General features: G+C 70.0%; 16 protein-coding genes. 10 read left to right on the forward strand and 6 right to left on the reverse strand.

Annotated features, from left to right (window positions below):
- Positions 1 to 282: 282 nt before the first annotated feature.
- Positions 283 to 894: a TetR-like C-terminal domain-containing protein gene (locus tag OG584_RS01745; protein ID WP_405774241.1), complete on the reverse strand. Its 612-nt coding sequence runs from the start codon at positions 892 to 894 to the stop codon at positions 283 to 285.
- 113 nt (positions 895 to 1007) lie between these two features.
- Between OG584_RS01745 and OG584_RS01750 the strand changes: the two genes are divergently transcribed.
- Both OG584_RS01750 and OG584_RS01755 read left to right on the forward strand, forming a co-directional pair.
- Positions 1008 to 2210, forward strand: coding sequence for an alpha/beta hydrolase family protein (locus OG584_RS01750; protein ID WP_405774243.1), 1203 nt, complete (start codon positions 1008 to 1010; stop codon positions 2208 to 2210).
- Positions 2211 to 2290: 80 nt separating this feature from the next.
- The gene (locus OG584_RS01755; protein ID WP_405774245.1) at positions 2291 to 3250 is read left to right on the forward strand and encodes an ABC transporter permease; all 960 of its coding nucleotides are present in this window, start codon (positions 2291 to 2293) and stop codon (positions 3248 to 3250) included.
- Positions 3251 to 3412: 162 nt separating this feature from the next.
- Here the strand turns inward: OG584_RS01755 and OG584_RS01760 are convergent, their stop codons facing one another.
- Entirely contained in the window at positions 3413 to 4072 is a 660-nt protein-coding gene (locus tag OG584_RS01760; protein ID WP_405774247.1) for an HAD family hydrolase, read from the reverse strand.
- Positions 4073 to 4528: 456 nt separating this feature from the next.
- Here OG584_RS01760 and OG584_RS01765 point away from each other — a divergent pair, with 456 nt between their 5' ends.
- Both OG584_RS01765 and OG584_RS01770 read left to right on the forward strand, forming a co-directional pair.
- Positions 4529 to 4942 (forward strand): nuclear transport factor 2 family protein, encoded by a 414-nt coding sequence (locus tag OG584_RS01765; RefSeq protein ID WP_405774249.1) that lies wholly within the window; start codon positions 4529 to 4531, stop codon positions 4940 to 4942.
- A 30-nt stretch (positions 4943 to 4972) separates the two neighbouring features.
- Positions 4973 to 5377, forward strand: a complete 405-nt coding sequence (locus tag OG584_RS01770; protein ID WP_405774251.1) for a nuclear transport factor 2 family protein — start codon at positions 4973 to 4975, stop codon at positions 5375 to 5377.
- A gap of 221 nt (positions 5378 to 5598) precedes the next feature.
- On the opposite strand, the gene OG584_RS01775 is transcribed toward OG584_RS01770, so the two are convergent.
- From OG584_RS01775 to OG584_RS01785, 3 genes are all read right to left on the reverse strand, one after another.
- Positions 5599 to 7050, reverse strand: a complete 1452-nt coding sequence (locus tag OG584_RS01775; RefSeq protein ID WP_405774253.1) for a sugar porter family MFS transporter — start codon at positions 7048 to 7050, stop codon at positions 5599 to 5601.
- 336 nt (positions 7051 to 7386) lie between these two features.
- Positions 7387 to 8355, reverse strand: a complete 969-nt coding sequence (locus OG584_RS01780; protein WP_405774255.1) for a threo-3-hydroxy-L-aspartate ammonia-lyase — start codon at positions 8353 to 8355, stop codon at positions 7387 to 7389.
- 122 nt (positions 8356 to 8477) lie between these two features.
- Entirely contained in the window at positions 8478 to 9272 is a 795-nt protein-coding gene (locus OG584_RS01785) for an SAM-dependent methyltransferase (RefSeq protein ID WP_405774257.1), read from the reverse strand.
- A 287-nt stretch (positions 9273 to 9559) separates the two neighbouring features.
- Here OG584_RS01785 and OG584_RS01790 point away from each other — a divergent pair, with 287 nt between their 5' ends.
- The 5 genes from OG584_RS01790 (at position 9560) to OG584_RS01810 (ending at position 14626) form a co-directional block, all read left to right on the forward strand.
- Positions 9560 to 9748: a hypothetical protein gene (locus tag OG584_RS01790; RefSeq protein ID WP_405774259.1), complete on the forward strand. Its 189-nt coding sequence runs from the start codon at positions 9560 to 9562 to the stop codon at positions 9746 to 9748.
- A 727-nt stretch (positions 9749 to 10475) separates the two neighbouring features.
- Positions 10476 to 11432: a dihydrodipicolinate synthase family protein gene (locus tag OG584_RS01795; protein ID WP_405774261.1), complete on the forward strand. Its 957-nt coding sequence runs from the start codon at positions 10476 to 10478 to the stop codon at positions 11430 to 11432.
- The gene (locus OG584_RS01800; protein WP_405774263.1) at positions 11432 to 12382 is read left to right on the forward strand and encodes an ROK family protein; all 951 of its coding nucleotides are present in this window, start codon (positions 11432 to 11434) and stop codon (positions 12380 to 12382) included. Before OG584_RS01795 ends, OG584_RS01800 begins: the two co-directional genes overlap by 1 nt.
- Entirely contained in the window at positions 12379 to 13077 is a 699-nt protein-coding gene (locus tag OG584_RS01805; protein WP_405774265.1) for an N-acetylmannosamine-6-phosphate 2-epimerase, read from the forward strand. Before OG584_RS01800 ends, OG584_RS01805 begins: the two co-directional genes overlap by 4 nt.
- A 58-nt stretch (positions 13078 to 13135) precedes the next feature.
- Positions 13136 to 14626: a sialate:H+ symport family MFS transporter gene (locus OG584_RS01810; RefSeq protein WP_405774266.1), complete on the forward strand. Its 1491-nt coding sequence runs from the start codon at positions 13136 to 13138 to the stop codon at positions 14624 to 14626.
- Positions 14627 to 14695: 69 nt separating this feature from the next.
- On the opposite strand, the gene OG584_RS01815 is transcribed toward OG584_RS01810, so the two are convergent.
- Positions 14696 to 15826 carry a YeiH family protein gene (locus OG584_RS01815; RefSeq protein ID WP_405774268.1) on the reverse strand — a complete coding sequence of 377 codons (1131 nt, stop codon included), beginning with the start codon at positions 15824 to 15826 and terminating at the stop codon, positions 14696 to 14698.
- A gap of 127 nt (positions 15827 to 15953) precedes the next feature.
- On the opposite strand from OG584_RS01815, the gene OG584_RS01820 reads away from it, so the two are divergent.
- Positions 15954 to 16883 carry a LysR substrate-binding domain-containing protein gene (locus tag OG584_RS01820; protein ID WP_405774270.1) on the forward strand — a complete coding sequence of 310 codons (930 nt, stop codon included), beginning with the start codon at positions 15954 to 15956 and terminating at the stop codon, positions 16881 to 16883.
- Positions 16884 to 17026: the final 143 nt, after the last annotated feature.

Below are 17026 nucleotides of genomic sequence, written 5' to 3' on the forward strand. Positions count from 1 at the left end.
CCGCGCCGAAGGCAGCGGACACCGCCTCGACGTCCACGTCGTCGATCCCGTCGAACACCAGCGAGTCCCAGAACGATATACCGGTTTGCATGGCCAGTACCGTCACAGCCCACAACCGGGACAACCAGGAACCTGATGGAACGCCACTCCTGGTCGGCAGACGGCAAGGCGTACGCGGTCTCACGGGAACCCACCGCCTCACAACCGAAGTCCGGGGTGACGCTCCGCGACCGCTGCCCAAGATCTGCGCCAGAACCCGAAAAACATGGACAAACGCCGCGGCTAGGCGAGGATGGCGGCAAGGATCTTGTCGGTCAGCCTGTCCAGGTAGTCGGGCGCGGTCGGCGCGTGCGCCACCGCCAGCCGCCAGTAGAGCGGGCCAACCAGCAGGTCCAGTGCGAGGTCGCGATCGACGTCAGCCGGCAACTCGCCGCGCTCGATCGCCCGTTCCAGCATGCCTACCGCCCTGGCCCGGCGGGGATCGCGCACTGCGGCGAGGAGGGCCTGCGCCAGTTCGGGGTTGCGGGTGCTCTCTGCGAGCAGGTCGGGAGCGATCATCGCGGGGAGCCGGTGGCGCAGCGCCGCGGCGGCGTCAGTGACGAACTCGAGTACGTCCCCGCGCAGGGTGCCGCTGTCGCTGATCACGACTGCGCTCGACACGACCTGCGAGATCAGGGCAATGGTCATCGCCAGTTTGGACGGCCAGCGCCGGTAGATGGCGGCCTTGCCCGCTCCGGCGCGCTTGGCGACAGCCTCCAGGGAGAGCTTGGCGTAACCGACCTGGGCCAGTTCCTCGAAGAAGGCGGCCGCGATCGCCTCGGTCACCGAGTCCTGGAGGACCGGTCCTCCAGGGAGTCTGCGTTCGGGGGTCGGCGGTGCGGGTGGGCTCGGCATGCTCCGAAACTATCACGAGACGGAACGGTTGCGTCTCGGCTGGGCGACCGCTAACGTCTCCCCCATAGTCGAGACGCAACCGTTCCGTCTCGCCAGGGTTCCGGGAGAGCACCATGAAGTTCCTGTTCGACGACGAGTCATTCTCCTTCGAGACGCTGCGGGCGGCGGGGTTCGCCAACGACGGCGGCTCCGACCTGGGCGAAGTCCTGGCCACCGCCCGCAACATCGGCGAGGGCGACGAGGATGCCTGGCTTCGGGAGTGGAAGGCCACCGCGCAGCGCGTCCACGCCATCGGCAGCCGCGCCCTGGCCGCCGGGCACCGGGTCAGTGCCCGTGAGGCCCTGCTGCGCGCCTCGAACTACTACCGCACCGCCGAGTTCTACCGCCGCGACGATCCCGCCAACGACCCCGAGGTCAAGCTTCTGTCCACCCTCTCCCGCGAGACCTTCGCCCAAGCCGCCGCCCTCATGGACACCCCCGTCGAGGCCGTGCGCATCCCCTACCAGGACACCAGCCTGCCCGGCTACCTCTTCCTCGTCGACGACTCCGGCACCCCCCGGCCGACCGTCATCTTCACCAGCGGCTTCGACTCAACCCTGGAGGAGGTCTACTTCGTCATCGCCGCGGCCGCGCTGCGCCGCGGTTACAACGTGCTGGCCTACGACGGTCCCGGCCAGGGCGCGGCACTGCGCGAACAGGCACTGGTCTTCCGCCCCGACTGGGAGGCCGTGGTGACCCCCGTCGTCGACTACGCCCTGACCCGCCCCGAGATCGCCGCCGACCGGATCGTCCTGATGGGCTACAGCCTCGGCGGCTACCTCACCGCCCGCGCCGCCGCCCACGAACACCGCCTGGCCGCCCTGGTCCTGGACGACGGCCTCTACAGCTACCACGACGCCAACACCCAGATCATGCCCCCCTTCCTGCGCGAGTGGGTCGAGACCGGGCGCGACGACCTCGCCAACCCCGTGGCCGGCCTGCTCATGACGAGCAGCACCCAAGCTCGCTGGGCGCTGCGCAACGGGGTGTGGACCTTCGGAGCCACCTCGGTGGCGGATTACATCCGCCGCACCACCGACTACACGCTCGACGGCGTCGCCCACCTCATCGACTGCACCACTCTCATCCTGGACGCCGAGAACGACCAGTTCTTCCGCGGCCAGCCCCAGCGCGTCGCAGCTGCCCTGACCTGCCCGTACACCCTGATCACCCTCCCCGAGGCCGAAGGCGCCGGCGAGCACTGCCACATGGGAGCGATGTCCCGCTTCCAGCAGACCACCTTCGACTGGCTCGACACCACCCTGCCCACCGGCTGACCGACGGCGCCGACCACGAGGAACGCAGCGAATACTCAGTCGCCGCACGACTGGGCGGGCTGGATCCCGCGGGCAGCGGTGTGACCGGGCTCGCGGACCGGATCACCGCTCTCGACGGCCGCGGCATGGTGTCGACCATGCGGGTCGCCTATCCGGCCGGTGCGGCGCTGAAGGTCGCGGGCCAGACGATCGTCACGCCGGAAGGTACTCCCGGCAACACCGACGAGGTCGTCGCGGACAACCCCGCGGGCAAGGCGGCGCTGCCGACCCGGGCCTTCGTGGAGACGAAGCACGGCAAGAACAGCACCGTCCTGGATGTCCTGGGCAGCCGGGACGCGAGGTGGGACAAGCAGGGCGAGGCGGTACTCGGCGAGAAGACGGCCGGCGACCTGGGGCTGAAGCAGGGCCAGGAGGTCCCGGTCCGGTTCGCGGACGGCACCACCGTCACCCTCCGCGTCTCCCGGGTGCTGCCCGACGACCCGGCCCGCGGTGACTTCGTGGTCGCCCGTGACCTGGTCCGCGCCCACGACCCGGCCGCGCTCACCGACGACATCTTCGTCCCGGGCAACGCCAGGGCGTCGGCCGCGGCCCCCGGAGTCGCGCTGCACGACGCCGCCGAGTACGCCCTGGCCGACTACAACACCGATGCCAAGCTCACCGACTCGCTCGCCATGATGCTGATCGTCATCGCCGTCGGCTACAGCGTGATCGCCGTAGCCAACTCCATGGCCATGGCCGCCCACGGCCGTCGCCGCGACTTCGGGGTGATGAAGTCGGCCGGCGGCACCGTCCGCCAGCTCCTGTTCACCTCGGCCGGCGAGACCGCCCTGGTCATCATCACCGGCGCCGCCCTCGGTGTGCTGGTGACCCTGCCCCCGCTGGCCGGCATGGCCGCCGGTCTCTCCGAGGCCACCTCGTCGGACGTGGGCCTGCACCTGAACTCGGGTGTCATCGTTGTCGCGGTCATCGGCACCCTGGTGGCGGCGCTGTTCGCGGGGGTCGCCGTCACGTCGAGGACACTGAAGAGGCCGGCGGTCTGAGGCGGACACGGACCACGCGAGGTCAGCACAGCCCGCCGTCGTCCACCGCACCGCCGTCGTCCAGCGCACCGGCGGCGCCTCTGCCCGAATGTGCTGCGACCTCGCCCGGCCCCTGCGGGACCCGTACATACGTGACCGTTTCACCGGTCGGAATCCGCCGGCTCAGCGGGCGGCGGCCGCGAGCAGCTCGGGGAGTCCGCGCATGTCGTCGAACACAACGGTGCCAAGTCCCTCCAGGCGTGAGGCGGGTGTCATGCCGCCGCAGTATCCGAACGCCCGCATTCCGGCGGCTCGGGCGGCCTGAACCCCGTAGGCACTGTCCTCGATCACCACGCACTTGCCGGGCTCCACTCCCATGGAGCGGGCCGCGTAGAGAAAGAGGTCGGGGGCGGGCTTGCCTTTGGCGACGTCGTCGGCGCTGAAGATGCGCCCCTCGAAGTGGTTGGTCAGCCCGACGATCTCCAGACTTCGCCGGATGGCGCCGTGATCCCCGTTCGATGCGACACAGCTGGGTGTCGCGAGGCCGCCCAGGACCTCCGCGATGCCGTCGACAGCGGCCAGTTCGGCCGCGAAGGCGGCGTCGTACAGATGCTCGTACTTCTGCTGCCAGTCCTTCTCCAGGCTCCGTCCGAGCCGTTCCTCCACGGCAGCCGTGTAGACCTCCGTGGACGAGCCTACGAACCGCTCGATGATTTCGGCCTCAGTGAACGAACACCCCAGGTCCGCCATGATCACAGCGTCCACTTCGACGCATATCCGCTCGCTGTCCACGAGCACACCGTCACAGTCGAAGATCACCAGTTCAACGGGGTTGCGAGTCATGACCGGCAGTGTAGAGGGCCCGCTGGTCAGCGCCTCAACTGCGTATCAGGGACGCCGGATTCGCCGGAGCACCGATCCGCGGCGTGAGCCGGCCCCCAAGTTCCCTGCCGCGCCGACGACTTGGCGTCCGCGGTTGAACCGTTCATGGGTGTTCACCACTGATCCCCCGTCGGACGCGGTCGAAGTGATACGTATCCAGAGCACGTACGCTCCCCTGCCGGTCGCCCTTGGCCCAGGGACCAGGCCGGCGCAGTGTGCCGCCCCGGCCATTGTTCCGGCGCCCGGCGATGGGCGCCCGGCCCCGCACCGGAAACCGGCGCACTGCCCAGGGCCCGCCATCCGACCTGCGGGGATGCCGTTTCGGTCTGGACCCAGCGAGATCAGGTCTTTCCCTTCTCCGATACCCGCTCACTAGTGTTCAAGCCATCGGAAGCCCGTACGAGAAAGGTCCCGGACATGGCGACACAAGACCTCACCGCCAGCAGCAAGGCCGTCGTCGAGAAGTACATGGAAGCCCTCATGAACGGCGATTTCGCGACGGCGCGCAGTCTCTACCAGCCGGATGCGACCTGGACTCTGGCCGGCGATCTGCCACTGTCCGGAACCTGGACCGGTCCCGATGAGATCCTCGGCGAATTCGTGCCGGCCATGCGCGACCGGCTGGTGATGGAGTCGCTGGAATTCGAGTTCGAGGGAGTGCTCGGCGAAGGCGAACGGATCCTCGCGGAGTGGAACACTCGCGGTCTGTCCAGGTCCGGTCGCCCCTACGACCAGCACTGCCTGGCCGTCTTCACCATCCGCGACGGGCGCATCGCCGCCGTCCGCGAGCACATCGACACCCTCCGAGCCCACACCGCCCTCTTCGCCTGAACCACGCCCATGGACAGGAGCACCACCACCATGACCACAGCCCGGCAGACCGTACTGCGCTACTTCGACGCCCTGGCCTCCGGCGACCGGCCGGCCATCTGGGACAGCTGGGCCGAGGACGGCACCTGCTGGTACGGCGGCGACCTCCCGATATCCGGCACCTGGCAGGGCCGGGATCAGGTCATCAACGGTTTCCTGGACACGGCCTTCGCCCACCTGGATCCGGAGCAGGAGATCGGCCTCAAGGTCACCAACGTCTTCGGCGAGGGCGAACAGGTACTCGTCGAGTGGGACTCCTGGGCCACGGGCAGGACCGGCCGTGCGTACCGGGAGAAGAACATCGGCGTCTTCGTCGTCCGCAACGGGAAGATCCACGCGATGCGTGAATACGCCGACACCCAGCACTGGGAACGGGCTCTCGTCAGTCCGGTGTGAGGACCGTCGTCGAACCCCACCGGCAGTGCCGTCCCACCTGAGCCACCTGAGCCGGTGCCCGTGATCGCTGCTGCCCGGGTAGCTGCCACCGCCGGCCGCACGTGTCGTACGCCGGCTCAGGGGTCCGTGCACTATGAGCGTCCGATGAGGTCGCGTGGCCTGGTGCCGTGTATCGCGGCGTCGCCAGGCCACGCGCCCCGGACGGGCACAGTGCAGGACCCTTACACCGACGGAGCCCCGGCCGCCGGGCGCTGGTAGGTCTCGCCCGTCATCGACTCCAGTTCCACCTGCTTCGTCTCCGGGACCTTGCGGCGTACGAAGAAGAACGAGGCGAGGGCGAAGAAGGCGAACGCACCGTACAGCCAGGAGAGTCCCACCTGCCGGGTCATCGGCTCGAAAGCGAAGGTGACGATGAAGTTGAAGATCCAGTTCGACGCGGTTCCGATGGCCAGCGCCATCGCACGCATCCGGTTCGGGAACATCTCGGCGAGCATGATCCAGAGAATCGGGCCCCACGAGAGTGCGAAGAACACCACGAAGGCATTGGCTCCGACGAGTGCCAGCGGACCGTAGGGGCTCGGCAGACTCACATGAGTGCCGGTGCCGTGTTGCTGGGAGAAGGCCACCGCGGTGAGCAGCAGCGACACGAACATGCCGATGGATCCGATGGTGAGCAGCCTGCGGCGGCCGACCCGGTCCACGAAGAGCATCGCGACCACGGTCATGACCACATTGATCCCTGCTGTGATCACCGAGGTGGTGAACGAGCTGGACTCGCTGAAGCCGACCGACTTCCAGAGGGTGGTGGAGTAGTAGAAGATCGCGTTGATACCGACCAGCTGCTGGAACGCGGCCATGATGATGCCGACCCATACCAGCGGGTGCAGGCCGAACCGGTGGCCGCGGATGTCGTTGAACGAGCTGCGGTGCTCCTTGTGCAGCGTCTCCCGGATCTGTGCGACCTTCCCCTGCGGGTCGCTCTCGCCGGTCACCCGCTCCAGGACACCTGCTGCCTTGTCGTACTCGCCCTTCAGCACCAGGTAGCGCGGGGATTCGGGGATCAGCATGGCCAGGAGGCCGTACACCAGCGCCGGGATGACACCGACCAGGAACATCCAGCGCCAGGCAGCCATGCCGAACCACAGGTCCTGCGAGGCGCCACCCGCGGCACCGGCCAGCCCCTTGTTGGAGCTGAGCACCACCAGCTGGCCAACGGTGATCGCCAACTGCTGCAGGGACCCCAGTGCGCCACGCCCCTTCGCGGGCGCCACCTCGGAGATGTACGCCGGCGCGATCACGGAGGCGATGCCGATGGCGAGCCCGCCGACGACCCGCCACACCATGAGGTCCGGTACGGAGAACGCGGTCGCCGATCCCACGGAGCTGATGATGAACATCACAGCGCCCAGCACCATGACCCGCCGACGGCCCCAGCTGTCCGCCAGCCGGCCGGCATACCAGGCTCCGACCGCGCAGCCCAGCAGGGCGATGGAGACGACGAAACCGGAGAGGAACGAGCCGAGGTGGAAATGCGACCCCAGCGCATCCACCGCACCGTTGATCACGGAGGAGTCGAAGCCGAAGAGAAAACCGCCGACCGCGGCGGCAATGGAGATGCCTACAGCTTTACCGCCGCGGTGCGGCGCATCTGTGGGAGAAGGCGTCTCGGCCATGAACACAATCACCTGACTGACATCGATGTCTGGAACCGCTTCCGCTACTGGCGAAGCGCAATCATTACCTCAGTGTATGGAACACCTTTACGGCGCTCGCGTACCCACCATGAGAGATAACACTCTTCCGAATCCGATGTCTCTGATCACGCGGGGGCGGGCCGATGAGCCGTGCACCGTCGGCCCGCCCGAAGACACGGACCACCGCCTGCCGTGCAGGCGGCGCGGTCCGGTACTTCGCCCCCCGCGTCTCGCCGGGCCGGTCACCGCACCGGCCTGACCTGGGCAGTAGCGACTTTCTCGGCGTGACACGTGGCCGGGGCCCGCCCCCGGCGGTCAGCTTCCGCAGAGTTCGGCGAACCGCCGAGCACCAATGTTGCCGCCGGAAATGATCACGCCGACCCGGCGCGGGAGGTCGTCGACCCGGCCTGCGAGCAGCGCGGCCAGCGCGGTGGCACCGCTGGGTTCGACGACGATCTTCAGGCGTTCGAAAGCGAACCGCATGGCATCACGGATCTGGTCGTCGGTCACCAGGGCGATGCCGTCGACCAGGCGCTGATTGACGGAGAAGGTCAGCTCGCCGGGGATGGCGGCCGCCTGGCCGTCGGCGATGGTGCGCGGGACGGGAACGGAAACGCGCCTGCCCTCCGCCAGGGACCGCTTGGTGTCGTCCCCGGCCTCCGGCTCAACGCCGATCACACGGGTGCGGTCCCGCAGCCCCTTGGCCGCGATGGCACTGCCCGCGAGCAGTCCACCGCCGCCGACCGGCACCACCAGCGCGTCCAGCTCGCCCGTTTCCTCGATCAGCTCCAGCGCGGCGGTGCCCTGGCCCGCGATGACGTGCGGATGCTCGTACGGGGGGATGAGCGCGAGGCCCCGCTCGGCGGCCAGCGCCTCACCGATGGCGACGCGGTCACCGGTGTAGCGGTCGTAGGTGACGATCTCCGCGCCGTATCCGGCGGTGGCGTCCATCTTCGACTGCGGGGTGTCCTCCGGCATCAGGATCACCGCGGTGGTGCCCAGTTCCTTCGCGGCCAGGGCTACCGCCTGCGCGTGATTACCCGACGAGTACGCGGCGATGCCCTTGGCCACCTGCTCCGGTGACAGACGGGAGGCAGCGTTGTAGGCGCCGCGGAACTTGAAGGCCCCGATTCGTTGGAAGTTCTCGCACTTGAGGAGAACCTCCGCGCCGACAAGCCTGTCCAGCGTGCGTGAGCGCAGTACAGGGGTGCGGTGTGCGACACCCTTGATCTGCGCGGCGGCGTCGCGGACGTCGTCGAGGGTGACGGGCAAAGGGTGCGTCATGCGGTGCTCCATCGGATCTTGCGGTGTCGGGGCGGGCCGTCCGTCCGGCGATGCGGCGGACGTGGCTCCACCCTAGGAGGGACGGAGGAGCCGTTCGCGGGCGGAGGCCGGGAGAGGTCCGGTCAGGGTTTGCGCGCCACGCCTGCGTACATGTTCGTCGCAGCAACGGGCGAGGTGTCACCGTCGGCCGGTCGCCACGAAGTCATCGGCGTCACACCGGGCTCCACCAGGTCGAGACCGGCGAACAGGGCGTCCACCTCGGCGCGGGTGCGCAAGTACATGGGGATGCCCTGCTGAGTGTATTCGCGCGCCAGCGCCCCGGATTCGGGCGCGAGGTCGCCGGTGGCGAGGGTGAGCGCCAGATAACTGCCCGGCGCCAGGGGCTCCATCAACGTCTCGACAAGGCCCTGTGCGTCCTTGACGAACTGCAGCATGGCGATGACGGTCAGGGCCACCGGTTCGTTCAGGTCGAGAGTCTCCCGGAGGGCGGGTTCGGTGAGGAGCGAGCCCGGCGTGGTCATGTCCGCCTGGATATAGGCGGTCCGGCCCTCGGGGGTGCTGCGCATCAGCGCGTCGGCGTGGGCAAGGACGATCGGGTCGTTGTCCACGTAGACGATCCGCGATTCCGGAGCCTGCCGCTGCACAACCTGGTGCAGGTTGGGCTCCGTCGGGATGCCTGTGCCGATGTCCAGAAACTGCCGTATCCCGGCCTCCGCGGTCAGCCAGTGGGCCATCCTCCGCATCGTCGCCCGGTTCGCCAGCATGCTCGCCCGCAGGCCGGGCCAGGCGCGGAGCGACGCCTCGGCCGTCTCCCGGTCGACGGCGTAGTGGTCCTTCCCGCCCAGGATGTAGTCGTACACCCGCGCCGAGTTCGCCCGGTTGCCGCGTACGGCACCGCGGTCGTTCCGCTCGCTCATCCCCTGCCGCCCTTTTCACTTCTCGATGCGCTGGTCCGGCAGTCGCCCGGCATGCCGAGAGCATAGACGGTGACTCGCCCAAAATGATCTCTCCGGGCCCATTTGCCTTACGAACAAGTGGAGTTGGACATTCCTTTGAGCAGAGGCCCCGTGACACACGGAATGCACAGCCGGGCCGGAATTCCGCGCCGCCCGGGGCGCGTTGGAGGACGGGCCGACATTCTGCGCATTCCGCCGGGGCTGAACGTACAATTGAGTGCGAAGGTCACTACGGAAGGACCTCTCCCATGACTGTCGATCTGCAGGACAAGGAGTTTTACGCCCGGGACAGGCCCGCACATCCGGTACTGCCGGAGGACCGGCCCCGAGGCGGCGGCCCGAGAGCGCCGTTGAAACACCGGGGCGCCTGGACCGGTGCCGCCATGATCGTCGGAATCATCGTCCTGATCATGGTGGGTGTGGCGCTCTTCCCCTGAGGGCGCCGAGACCGGATCCGGGACCCGCGTCGGCCGCGTGACGACTCCCGCGGCAGGCCGGATGACGTGCGCCCCGAAGTGACGGGCCCGCTCGCGGCAGGCCCGGAAAGCACCTGCCGTGAAGGTCGCGGCAGGCCCGGAAAAGCACTTGCCGTGAAGGGCTTGGGCCCGCCCGCTGCGCGCCTGAGCCGACGCGGCCTCGCCCACCGCGCTTCCGGATCGGGCCTCAGACACGACGCAAGGGCACATCCGCCGCACATGACCGCACCACGAGGTCACCCCCGAGGGCAGCGGGCAAGGAGCGGACTGCGGTCAGCAGTCCGCCCTTTGGCGTTTGTCGCGCGCACCTTTCTCACACGGTCAGCCTGCGCGCGATCCGGGAGAGGCGGGGCGCGCGTCGCGTCGCCGGTGGCCTTCGTCCCGCAGGGCGACCCGGACTCGGCCGGCCGTGACGAGACGGGGCACCGGATCCCTCGTACGTGCTTTGACCCGGATCGCACCCTTCCAGCCCCGCGGTAACGGCCACGAATGCGCATGGGCCCTCCCGCCGCCACCCCGTCGGACCACGCCCGATGGCGGACCACCGGAGCCCCCTCCAGCACCCCGGAATGTGACTGGGGTCACTTTGACGAGGCGCACCACATGGGGACTATCCTGACCCGTAAGACATAGGACATCTGATGTCTCATGTCGTCTCCGCACCCCCACTTGCACCAGGAGTAGCGCCATGGCTCTGACCGCCCCCCTTCGCGGGGTCGTACCGCCCGTCTGCACCCCGCTCGACGACGCCGGCGAGATCGACACCGCCTCCCTCTCCCGGCTGGTCGAGCACCTCATCGGCGGAGGCGTACACGGACTGTTCGCCCTGGGGTCGACCAGCGAAGTCGCCTATCTCACCGACGCGCAGCGCGCGACGGTCCTGGAGACTGTGGTCCGCACGGCCGCCGGGCGGGTCCCGGTGCTCGCCGGTGTCATCGACACCACCACCGCCCGGGTCGTGGACCACGCACGGGTCGCGGCCCGGCTCGGGGCGGACGCGATCGTCGCCACTGCGCCCTTCTACACCCGCACCCACCCCAAGGAGATCGCCGGTCACTTCCGGCGTATCCGGGCGAGCGTCGACCTGCCGCTGTTCGCATACGACCTTCCGGTGTCCGTGCACAGCAAGCTCTCCGCTTCCCTCGTCCGGGAACTCGCCGAGGACGGCACCCTGGCGGGGCTCAAGGACAGCAGCGGGGACGAGGGCGGGCTGCGCCGCCTGCTCGTCGAACTCGGCGGCCGCGAGGGCCGCGGCCGGGGCCCTGTCCCTCGTTTCAGCATCCTCACGGGCTCCGAACTCACCGTCGACGCAGCGCTTCTGGCCGGCGCCGACGGCGTCGTGCCGGGTATCGGCAATGTCGACCCGGCTGGGTACGTACGGCTCTACGAGGCCGCCCGCGCCGGGGACTGGACGCTGGCCGCCATGGAGCAGGAACGGCTCGTCCCGCTCTTCGACATGGTGGACGTGGGTCCCGACGCGGACATGGGGCGCAGTTCTTCGGCACTCGGTTCGTTCAAGAGCGCCCTGCGGCTCCTCGGTGTCATCGCGTGCGGCGACACCGCCTTCCCGCAGATCCAGCTCAGCACCGATTCCGTCGCCCGCATAGCCGTGCGGCTGCGCGCGGCCGGGCTGATCCCGTCCTGATGGCGACGTACACGGTTCGTCCGCCGGCGACCGGTCCCTTCATCGGGCTCGACCTGGGCGGCACGAAGATCGCCGCTGCACTCGTCGGGCCGGACGGGTCGGTACTCGCCCGGCGCAGCCTGGCCACCCCGGCGAGCGAGGGAGCCGAGGCGGTGCTCGACGCGCTGCGCGATGCCGCCCGCGCTGTCGGCCGCGGTGCGACGGCGATCGGTGTCGCCGCGGCCGGTGTGGTCGACCCGCGCTCGGGCACGGTCACCAGCGCGACGCGTTCGATCCGCGGCTGGGCGGGGACCGCGCTGGGCTCCGGCCTCGCGGATCGCACGGGACTGCCGGTCGCCTGTGACAACGACGTACGGGCCGCCGCTGGGCCCGAGCTCGCCTCGATCGACGGCGGCCGTGCGTCCCTGCTGTTCGCGGCCGTCGGCACCGGCGTCGGCGGCGCGCTCGCCTGCGACGGGCGGATGCTGCACGGAGCGGCGGGCATCGCCGGCCATCTCGGGCATCTGCCGAGCCCCGAGGCCGCAGGGCTGGAGTGCACCTGCGGTGGCGTCGGCCACCTGGAAGCGGTCGCCTCGGGGCCGGGCATCACCGCCCTGTACGAGCGACTCAGCGGGCAGGCAGTGGACCGGCTGCAGACCGTCGCCGAACGGGCGGCGTCGGGTGACGGCGGTGCGATGCGCGCCATCATCACCGGCGCGCGGGCGATGGGCCGGGCACTGGGCGGACTCGCCAACACGCTGGGGCCCGACCGTGTCGTCGTCGGCGGGGGTGTGCCGGGAATCGGACCGCTCTACCAGGACGCGCTGGCGGACTCCTTCGCGCGCGAGCTGATGCCACCCCTGCGCGGACTGCGCCCCGTGGCCCCGTTGCACGGCGCAGATGCTGCCGTACTCGGCGCCGCCGCCCTGATCACGACCGTCCCCCTGCACGGACCGGGAGCCCTCCTGTGAGTACACCGTCGAACACACTGCCCTCAGCACTGGCCCGGACGCTCCGGGGCCGGCTCATCGTGTCCTGCCAGGCGCCGCCGGGTGACCCGATGCGGGAGACCGGCACCCTGACCCGGCTGGCACAGGCAGCCGCCGCCGGTGGAGCGGCAGCCGTACGTGCCAACGAGCCCGAAGTCGTGGCGGCGATACGGGAATGCGTGGATCTCCCCCTGATCGGGCTGTGGAAGGACGGCGAGAGCGGTGTGTACATCACGCCGACCGTGCGCCACGCCCTGGCGCTCGTGGAAGCGGGGGCCGATGTGGTCGCGGCCGACGCCACCGCCCGCCCCCGTCCCGACGGCAGCACCTTCTCCTCTCTCGCGGACGCGGTCCACACGGCGGGCGCACTGGTCATGGCCGACGTGTCCAACCTCAGCGAGGGTGTCGCCGCAGCGGCCCAGGGCGCGGACCTGGTGTCGACCACTCTGTCGGGGTACGTTCCCGGCTCCCCGCAGCAGAAGGGCCCCGACCTCGCTCTGGTGGCCGCACTGTCCCGTGCGGTCGGTGTCCCCGTCATCGCCGAGGGCCGTATCCGCAGTCCGCAGGAGGCTGCCGAAGCGCTCGCCCACGGTGCCCACAGCGTCGTCGTCGGTACCGCCATCACCGCGCCGACCGCCCTGACCGCCACGTTCGTCGCGGAACTGGCCGAGCGATAGCGCGTCGCCGCCTGCCCGGCGGCTCACCGTCGAACCAGTCCGGCATTCTGGAGGCACCGTGCACAACAAAGCTCAAGCCCCGCCCCGCTGGTACCGCGAAGTGTCCCGGACCCAGTGGAAGTCGTTCTTCGCCGCGTGGATCGGCTACGTCCTGGACGGTTTCGACTTCGTCGTGATCACCCTGGTCCTCACCGAGATCAGCGCCGACTTCCATCTGAGCACGGTGCAGGCTGCCAGCCTGGTGTCCGCGGCGTTCATCACCCGCTGGCTCGGCGGCGCGGTACTCGGCGCGCTGGGCGACCGGTACGGGCGCAAGCTGTCGATGATCGTGAGCATCCTCCTCTACTCGCTCGGCACCTTCGCCTGCGGTCTGTCGTGGGACTACACCAGTCTGTTCGTCGCCCGCCTGGCGATCGGCATGGGGATGGCCGGTGAGTACAGCGCCAGTGCCACGTACGCCATGGAGAGCTGGCCCGCACGGCTGCGCAACCGGGCGAGCGGTTTCCTGATCTCCGGCTTCTCGGTGGGTTCGGTGCTGGCGGCCCAGGCGTACAAGTGGATCGTCCCGGCCCTGGGGTGGCGGTGGATGTTCTACATCGGCCTGATACCGATCGTGGTCGCCCTGTGGCTGCGGCGGGCCCTGCCCGAGGCTCCCGAGTGGAGCGAGTCGCTCAAGGAGAAGGGCGTCAGGCCGAATCCGTTCCGTCCGCTCTTCCGTACTCCGGTACGGGCCACGGTCAACACCGTGCTGGCAGCCGTCGCGGCAGGCACCCTGTTCGCAGTCTTCACCCCGGCCGGTGCGGGGTTCGTGCCGGTGTTCTCGGTCCTGGCGGGGATCTGCCTGCTCGCTCTCTCCGTCCAACTGGGCGGACGGCGCAGCTGGCTGCTGTACGTGTCCATGATCGTGACCGTCTTCTTCGCCTTCCTCTACACCTGGCCCATCCAGGCGCTGCTGCCCACGTACCTCAAGACCGAGCTGGGCTATTCGCCCGACCAGGTCAGTGACGCACTGTTCTTCGCCGGATTCGGCACGATGGCCGGCTGCTGGCTCGCCGGGTTCGTCGGTGACTGGATCGGTACGAAGAGGGCGTACGCGTTCACGCTGCTGGCCTCGATGGTCTTCGTGTTCCCGGTGTTCGCCGTACGCGACAACATGCTGCTGCTCGGCGGACTGCTGTTCGTGCTGCAGGCCTTGAGTTTCGGTATCTCCGGCCTGTTGCCGCGCTACATCGGCGGCCACTTCCCGACCGGGAACCGTGCGGCGGCCCTCGGCTTCACGTACAACGTCGGAGCGCTCGGCGGCGCGGTGGCTCCGGTCCTGGGTGCGCATCTGGCTTCGGGCATGCCGCTGGGGCGCGCCCTCGCCGTACTGACGTTCGCGGGAACGGTCCTGGTCGTTCTGCTGGTCGGCTTCGACGTCCCGGCGCGACTCAACCGGCTGACGGACCCGGACGGCATCCGGGACCACCTGGCGGAGGAGCTGCCCGGTCCGGCGTCCCCAGTACCGCTTGAGCACCAGAAGTCCCGGGCGTGCCCCCCGTACGCGTAACGCCCCTGCTGGGCCGCCGGGTTGGCCCCAGCAGGGGGACCGCACACGCCGCGGCCCCGGTGCTCCCGTTCATGTGGTGAGGAGGACACCCCCGTAACTCGCCGACGCGACCACCACCCAGGAGGCGAGACCGAGCAGAGCCGTCCTGGCTCCTGACCGGGCGAGCGACGGCAGGTGCACAGCGCTGCCCAGGCCGAACAGCGCCATGGCGAGGAGGAGCTGCTGCGCCGTGTCGGCGGCGCCGAGCACCCCGGAGGGCACCAGGCCGGTGCTGCGCAGCGCCGTCATCACCAGGAAACCGATCACGAACAGCGGGACGAGGGCAGGACGGCGGCCGCCCACCGCCCCACGCCCGCCCGAGGCGTCGTGGGCCCGGCGCCGCCGCTGGGCCACCGCGACCCCCGCGACCAGCGGCGCGAGCATAGCCACCCGGATGAGCTTGACCATCACTGCCTCGCCGAGAGCGGTCGGCCCTGCGGTCTGTGCGGTGGCCACCACCTGGCCGACATCGTGGACCCCGGCGCCCACCCACCGGCCGAACTGGACGGTGTCCAGTCCGAGCGGATGGTGAAGCAGCGGAAGGACAGCGATGGCGAGAGTGCCGCACAGGGTGACCAGGGCGACCGATATCGCCACGTCGGCCGCAAGCTGTTCGTCGTCCTCGTGCTTGCCGAGGGCGCCGCTGACCGCGCCGATCGCCGAGGCACCGCAGATCGAGTAACCGGTGGCGATCAGCAGCGGCTGGTCCCCCGGCAGGCCCAGCTTCCTGCCGAGCCACCAGGTACCGAAGAAGGTCGCGAGGACGACACCGAGCACCATGACCACTGTCGCCCAGCCGAGGCCCAGCACATCGCCGATGCTCAGTTTGAGCCCGAGCAGCACGATGCCTGCGCGCATCAGCCGTTTGCCGGCCGTCGTGAGCCCGGCGCGGCCCCGGCCGCGTACGAACGGATGCACGCCCGGGACGTGCGCCGCCACGACTCCGAGCACGACAGCAGCAGTCAGCATCGGCACGGCGGGCAGCAGGGCGTGCACCCCCTCGGCGAGACCGAGCCCCGCGCCGGCGAGCGCGAGGCCCGGCGCGTTGCGGCGCAGCGGCCCCGGTGCGGGTGCCTGCGGTGCCGGTGCGCAGCTGCCCGCGGGCTTCGTCCGCTGTCGCCCGGAGGACAGCGACGGGGTGCGTTCCGTGCTCAGTGTCATGATCACCAGCGTGTGGGGATTCCGCGCGGCCCGGTAGACACGAATCGGAGCCCAGGTCATAGGGTTCCTCTATGAGTGTTCCCCTATGAGGAGCGCCGTACGAGGAGTGCCGTACGAGAGGTGAGGCGTGAGCGAGCGCGGCGATACACCGGACGGCGGGCAGCGGCCACTGCCCGACCTGCAGTCACTGCAACTGCTGGTCAGCGTGGCGGAGACCGGCAGCCTGGGCAGGGCCGCGGCGCGGCTGCTCATCAGCCAGCCGTCGGCGAGCGCCCGGATGCGCACGCTGGAGCGCCACCTCGGACTCCATCTCCTGGACCGGTCCACCGCGGGGTCCCGGCTCACCCCGGCCGGCGCGGTGGTGACCGACTGGGCGCGGGCCGTACTCGAACAGGCCGCGGCGCTCGTCGAGGGGGCCGCGGCACTGCGGTCGCGGCAGGACAGCCGGCTGCATGTGGCCGCAAGCCTGACCATCGCGGAGGAGCTGATGCCGGGCTGGCTCGTCACCTTGCGGGACACCGCGCCGGACGCCCATGTCGGGCTGACGGTGACCAATAGCTGGGGCGTGGTCGAGGCCCTGCGTCGCGGGGCCTGCGATCTGGGTTTCGTCGAGGGCCCACGGGTCCCCGACGATCTGCACAGGTCGGCGGTGGGACGCGACCGGCTGGCGGTCGTGGTCACCCCCGGACACCCGTGGACCCACCGCCGCAGCGCCCTGACCGGACGCGAGCTGGCCGACACACCGCTGCTGCTGCGCGAGGCGGGCTCCGGTACCCGGGAGACGCTGGAGCGGGCGCTGCGCCCGTACGACGGGATCGCCGTCCCTGTGCTCGAACTCGGCTCCACCGCTCCGCTGCGCAGCGCGGCCGCCCGGGGCCTGGCCCCCGCCGTGCTCTCCGCCCTCGCCGTGCGCGAGGACGTGGCTTCTGGCCGCCTCGTCGAGGTCGAGATCGACCCCTCCGTCCGGCTGCACCGTGTCCTGCACGCGGTCTGGCCCAAGGGCCGCGAACTCCCGGAGCCCGCGCTTCATCTCCTTCGGGTGGCCAAGCACCGGTAGGGCAGGGCGGCGGGCCGGGTGAATCACACACCCGGCGCGGGGACGCGCCGGGGCGCCCCGTGCAACCTCCCCGCAACGTTGCCTGGAGTTGGCTGTGCGGAGCCCTGGCCCGGCACGGCCGTTCAGGGGTCGCAGGCCGGTAA

The sequence above is a fragment of the Streptomyces sp. NBC_00859 genome (assembly GCF_045161865.1).
Lineage (GTDB): Bacteria > Actinomycetota > Actinomycetes > Streptomycetales > Streptomycetaceae > Streptomyces.

Bases quoted from the DNA above. Each gene is read 5' to 3' on its own strand.
- OG584_RS01790 (WP_405774259.1), top strand. From the start codon at position 9,560: ATGACTGTCGATCTGCAGGACAAGGAGTTTTACGCCCGGGACAGGCCC.
- OG584_RS01765 (WP_405774249.1), top strand. From the start codon at position 4,529: ATGGCGACACAAGACCTCACCGCCAGCAGCAAGGCCGTCGTCGAGAAG.
- OG584_RS01745 (WP_405774241.1), bottom strand. From the start codon at position 894: ATGCCGAGCCCACCCGCACCGCCGACCCCCGAACGCAGACTCCCTGGA.
- OG584_RS01780 (WP_405774255.1), bottom strand. From the start codon at position 8,355: ATGACGCACCCTTTGCCCGTCACCCTCGACGACGTCCGCGACGCCGCC.
- OG584_RS01795 (WP_405774261.1), top strand. From the start codon at position 10,476: ATGGCTCTGACCGCCCCCCTTCGCGGGGTCGTACCGCCCGTCTGCACC.
- OG584_RS01785 (WP_405774257.1), bottom strand. From the start codon at position 9,272: ATGAGCGAGCGGAACGACCGCGGTGCCGTACGCGGCAACCGGGCGAAC.
- OG584_RS01770 (WP_405774251.1), top strand. From the start codon at position 4,973: ATGACCACAGCCCGGCAGACCGTACTGCGCTACTTCGACGCCCTGGCC.
- OG584_RS01800 (WP_405774263.1), top strand. From the start codon at position 11,432: ATGGCGACGTACACGGTTCGTCCGCCGGCGACCGGTCCCTTCATCGGG.
- OG584_RS01750 (WP_405774243.1), top strand. From the start codon at position 1,008: ATGAAGTTCCTGTTCGACGACGAGTCATTCTCCTTCGAGACGCTGCGG.
- OG584_RS01815 (WP_405774268.1), bottom strand. From the start codon at position 15,826: ATGACACTGAGCACGGAACGCACCCCGTCGCTGTCCTCCGGGCGACAG.
- OG584_RS01775 (WP_405774253.1), bottom strand. From the start codon at position 7,050: ATGGCCGAGACGCCTTCTCCCACAGATGCGCCGCACCGCGGCGGTAAA.
- OG584_RS01760 (WP_405774247.1), bottom strand. From the start codon at position 4,072: ATGACTCGCAACCCCGTTGAACTGGTGATCTTCGACTGTGACGGTGTG.